The organism is bacterium (assembly GCA_035703895.1).
GTDB lineage: Bacteria > Sysuimicrobiota > Sysuimicrobiia > Sysuimicrobiales > Segetimicrobiaceae > Segetimicrobium.
This window is the reverse complement of sequence record DASSXJ010000336.1, coordinates 1-4,787: the sequence shown is the minus strand read 5'-3', so window position 1 is coordinate 4,787 and position 4,787 is coordinate 1. Positions and strand designations below refer to the sequence as shown.

Annotated in this window: 4 protein-coding genes and 1 tRNA gene; 4 read left to right on the top strand and 1 reads right to left on the bottom strand. The window is 64.4% G+C overall.

All coding sequences use genetic code 11. The features are described from left to right. Both VFP86_22065 and VFP86_22060 read left to right on the top strand, forming a co-directional pair. On the top strand, positions 1-846 hold an 846-nt coding region (locus VFP86_22065; GenBank protein HET9002336.1), incomplete at its 5' end, for a site-specific integrase. Positions 847-893: 47 nt separating this feature from the next. Next, positions 894-987, top strand: a tRNA-Sec gene (locus VFP86_22060). A gap of 10 nt (positions 988-997) precedes the next feature. Here VFP86_22060 and VFP86_22055 read toward each other — a convergent pair. Beyond that, complete coding sequence (locus tag VFP86_22055) at positions 998-2,536, bottom strand: DHA2 family efflux MFS transporter permease subunit (GenBank protein ID HET9002335.1); 1,539 nt, start codon at positions 2,534-2,536, stop codon at positions 998-1,000. 308 nt (positions 2,537-2,844) lie between these two features. Between VFP86_22055 and VFP86_22050 the strand changes: the two genes are divergently transcribed. Beyond that, on the top strand, positions 2,845-4,206 hold the full coding sequence (locus VFP86_22050) for an ABC transporter substrate-binding protein (GenBank protein ID HET9002334.1): 1,362 nt from the start codon (positions 2,845-2,847) through the stop codon (positions 4,204-4,206). A gap of 15 nt (positions 4,207-4,221) precedes the next feature. Beyond that, positions 4,222-4,787 (top strand): sugar ABC transporter permease (locus VFP86_22045; protein HET9002333.1); only part of this gene is annotated, 566 nt, incomplete at its 3' end.

Here is a 4,787-nt window from a genome sequence, read left to right as displayed (position 1 = left end):
GCGGGACGGATCGCGCCGCGGACGGTGAACCACAGCCTGGTGCTGCTAAAGCAGATGCTCGAGGCCGCGGTCGATTGGGGATATCTCCCGCACAACCCTGCGCGCAGAGTCCGGAAGCTGAAGATCGGTCGCATGGATCCGCAGATCTGGACGATCGGGGAGATCCGCCGCTTCGCCTTGAACGCCTCGGACGCGTGGCGGCCGCTGTTCCTGGTGGCCCTGTTTGCGGGCCTCCGCTTGGGGGAGATCCAGGCGCTCGCGTGGGATCGGCAGAACCGGCCGATGTTTGCCACCCGCAAGATCGAGGTCCGGTCGGCGTACAATGAGCGGACGGGGGTGCTGGGCCGACCCAAATCCGACAATTCTATGCGAGCGGTCGATATGGTGCCGACGGTGCACCACGCGCTATCGGCCCTGTCGGCCGGGACGGCGAGCGGTCTCATCTTCCCCGGCCCGGGCGGCAAACCGCTACCGGCTTGGATGCTGTACGATCATGGCTTCCGGCCCGCCATCAAGCGCGCGGGGGTCAACCGGATCCGCTTTCACGACCTCCGGCATACGTACGCCAGCCTGCTCGTCATGGCCGGCAAGCACCCGAAATACATCGCCGACCAGATGGGGCACGCAAGCGCCGCCTTCACGCTCGACACCTACGGACACCTGATGGGCCGGCTGCCGGTGCAGCCGGTCGAGTGGATCGACGATCTGGTCTTCCCGGAGGGTCTCGAGGCTGCACTCAATTTGCACATGTTCGGCGCTCCAAACGGTGCAATCCAAGGTCACGCCGTGCCACGCGGCGAAGAGGGGGATCCGGACCGGGATCGCGCTAGAACGCAAGCAAAATAAGGCGCAGCGCGGTCCGGTGCCGTCCCGTGCAGCGGGATGTAAAACACGGAGGGGCAAGGGTCCTGGTGGGCCTCGCAGTCTTCAAAACTGCCGACGGGCCTCACGGCTCGTGGTGGGTTCGATTCCCACTCCCCTCCGCCACACCAGCAGCCTACTCCGCGGAGACGCGTTCCTCCGAGAGCGGGGTCCCGCGCCGGATCAGCAGCACGAGCGGGAGGCAGACGAGAAATACGGTGGCGATCGCGGCGAACGTGTAATCGAAGGCGACCACGGCCGCCTCGTGGCTGATGAGCTGCCTGAGCACGGAGAGCGCTTGAAGGTGCGCGGTCCACGGATTGATCCCGCGCGCGACCAGCCCCGCCTGGTACGTCTGCCACCACTGCACGAACGTAGGGTTCTGCGCGGAAGCGTACCGCACCAGGTTGGCGCTGGCAATTGTGGTGCGGTGGTCCAAGAGCGTAATCATGATCGCCGTCCCCAGCGTCCCGCCCAACTGGAAGGTGAGGCTAAAGAGTCCCGTCGCGCTCTGCATGTGCGGCCGGGGGATGGTGGCGAGTGCACTCGTGGCGAGGGACACGAATATGAAGGCAAACCCAGCCCCCTGGATCGCCTGCGGGATCAGGATCTGCGCGAGGCTGCTGTCCTGGGTAAAATGCGCCATCATAAACCCCGCAAATCCGCTCAGGGCAAGGCCGAACGGGATCATCACGTAGACGCCCAGCCGGTTGTACAGGGCGCCGGCCACGGGCATGAGAATGACCATGGCGAGCCCCCGCGGCATGAGCGCGAGTCCCGCGTGGGTCGCGTCGTACCCCAGCAGGTTCTGGAGGAAGATGGGCAGCAAGATCAGGCTGCCGTACAGCGCCACCCCCAGGACCCCCCCGATGAAGATGCCGGACGAAAATGAGAGGTTCCGCAAGATCCGTAAGTTGACCGCGGGGGCCGGCACGCGCAGCTCCCAGAGGACAAACGCGAGCAACGACACGGCGGCGATGACGGCGGAGCCCGTGATAAACGTACTGCCGAACCACCCGTTGGTCTCCCCTTCTTCGAGGAGGGTCAGCAACGCCACGAGTCCCACCGCCATCAAGCCGATCCCGATCCCGTCGATCCGCTGGAACCCGCGGCGCAGCATGTATGCGGGATCCTTGATGAACTGCCAGCCCATGATCGACGCGACGATTCCGACGGGCAGGTTGATGAAGAAGATCCAAGGCCAGGAGTAGGCATCGGTCAGCCACCCGCCCAGCAACGGTCCGAGGGCCGGGCCCAGCAGGACGATCATCCCAAAGAAGCCCATGGCCTGCCCCTGCTGTTCGGGCGGGAACGTCTCCCGCATGATCGCCTGGGAGGTGGGCTGCAAGACCCCGCCGCCCAGCCCCTGCAGGATCCGGAAGGCGATCAGCTGCCCCAGCGTACGCGAGAGGCCGCAGAGGACCGAGGCGGCCGTAAACAGCGCAATCGCGGAGAGATACATTCGCCTCCGGCCGAGGACCGAGCTCAGCCAGGCCGTCAGCGGCATGACGATCGCGAGCGTGATGAGGTAGGCGGTGCTGACCCAGCTCACCTGCTGGGTGGTCACCCCGTAGGTGGCTTTCACGTGGACGAGCGCGACGTTCACGACGCTCGTGTCGATCGCGCTCATCAGCGCGCCTACCAGAACCGAAGCGGTGACGATCCACTTGTTCATGCTGTTCTAAGGTAACGCCGCATCGATGCCGGCGCTTCCTAGGAGGCGGTCGCAGCAAGGGCCCACAGAAGGTGACCCCTTCTTCCCCACAGCCTGATACGAATTTCCTTCTCATTCACACAAAGGATTCCGGCTCCCGTAAAATTCGATCTCTTTGATGATGCGACCCCCATCGGTTGAGCGGTCGGACGACGTAGCTCGGACGCGAAACCGGGCTGGCTCGACCGATGGAAGGGGTCTAGTAACCAAAACGGAAATGTCATACAATTGCTGATACAAGCACGTTGGGGACTAGGGGAGGGGCGATCGTGGGCAAACGCACTCAGGGGCGAAAGGGATGGACGCGGCGACGGTTTTTGCAAACGGCCGGGGCGACCGCGGTCTCGGTGACGGCCGGTTCGATGCTCGGCGCCTTTCGCGCGGGTACGGCCTCGGCGGCGGCTTCGCTCCCGAAGCCGCGCTCGGGAGCACGCATCCGGCTGCTCCAGTGGAACAGCTTCGTGCAGGTGGCCGATGCCGAACTCAAGCGTCAGGCGAAGGAATGGGGCGATGCGAACGGCGTCACGGTCGAGATCGAGACCGTCAGCGGCGACCAGCTTCAGCCTCGGACCGTTGCCGCGGTCGCGGCCGGTGATGGCCCGGATATCATCCAGATGCAGTACGGCTGGCCGCATCTGTATACGGCGTCGACCGTCGACGTCACGAATGAAGTCAATCTGCTCATGCAGCGCCTGGGCAAGGTGCACCCCGTCAACGAGGCCTTCTGCAAGGTCGGTGGACAGTGGCGGGCGATCCCCTACACACAGGTCCCGAACGCGTGGAGCTACCGCACGGACTACTTCCAAAAGGCCGGGGTCGCATCGTTCCCGAAGACCTGGGACGAGTTGATCGTCGCCGGCGAAAAGCTTGCCAAGGCCACCGGCAAACCCATTGCGCAGACCGTCGGTCACGCCTACGGCGACTCGCTCACGATGTGGAACCCGGTACTGTGGGGCTTCGGCGGGCAAGAGGTGGATAAGGACGGCAAGACGGTCACGATCAACTCGAGCGAGACCGAAGCGGCGCTCCGGTGGGCGATTCGAGCTCAGCAGGCCGGCATCAAGTGGTTCCCCGAGTGGCTGGACCCCGACAATAACCAAGCCTACCACGCCGACCGCATCAGCGCCACCCTCAACGGCGCCAGTATCTACATCCGCGAGGTCGTTGAATTCAAGAAATTCGACCAGGTCACCCAAAACGCTCCCATGCCGAGCGGGCCAAAGGGGAACTTCACGCTGAACCTTATCTTTAACCACGCCGTCATGGCCTGGTCGAAGGAGAAGGACACGGCGAAGGCCTTTGCCATGGCGCTCATGGACAAGGCCAACTACTCGAAGTGGTTGAAGGCCGCCCGCGGATATAACCACGGCCCGTTTGAGGGCTTGTACGATGACCCGGTCTGGCACCTCGACCTGAAGCTCAGGGCTTATCGCAACGTCGTGATCGACTCCCAGGGCAAACCCATCGGCAAGTGGCCGGGGTGGCCGGCGGCGCCCAGCAAGCAGACCAGCCAGGCGCAAACGCAGTATGTCGTTGCCGACATGTTCGCCAAGGCGGTCGCCACCGGCGACACCAAGGCCGCCATAAATGACGCGGAGGCCAAGCTCAAGGCGATCTTCGGAGCCCCCTAACCGAGCGCACGAGCCGTGAGCACGGCGACCCCGCCAGCTGAGGCCGCGCGGGCGGCCTTCCGCCAGCCGCGCATCCGTATCTTCGGACAAGAAGCGCCGCTCGGGTACCTGCTGCTCGCGCCGACGCTCTTCATGCTGCTCGCGTTTCTCGCCTATCCGTTCGTGATCGGCGTGTGGCTCTCGGTCACCGCCTCAGAGGTCGGTGCGATCGGGCGGTTCGTGGGGCTGGGCAACTACCGGTACGAATTCCTCCACGACCACGTGTTCTTGAGCAGCATCACCAACACATTCGTCTACACCGCGGTGACCACGGTGTTCAAGCTGGTGCTGGGACTGGTCATGGCCGTGCTCCTCAACCAGGCCTTTCCTCTGCAGCGCTTCGTCCGCGCGGCGCTCCTCTTGCCGTTCATCATCCCCACGGTCCTGAGCACGCTCGCCTGGCGCTGGATGTTCGACCCGACCTTTAGCGTGATCAACTGGGTCCTCACACACAGCGGGCTCGCGGCGCACGGCGTGAATTGGATCGGTACGCCGCAAACGGCCATGACGTCGCTGATCATCGTGAACGTCTGGCGAGGGGC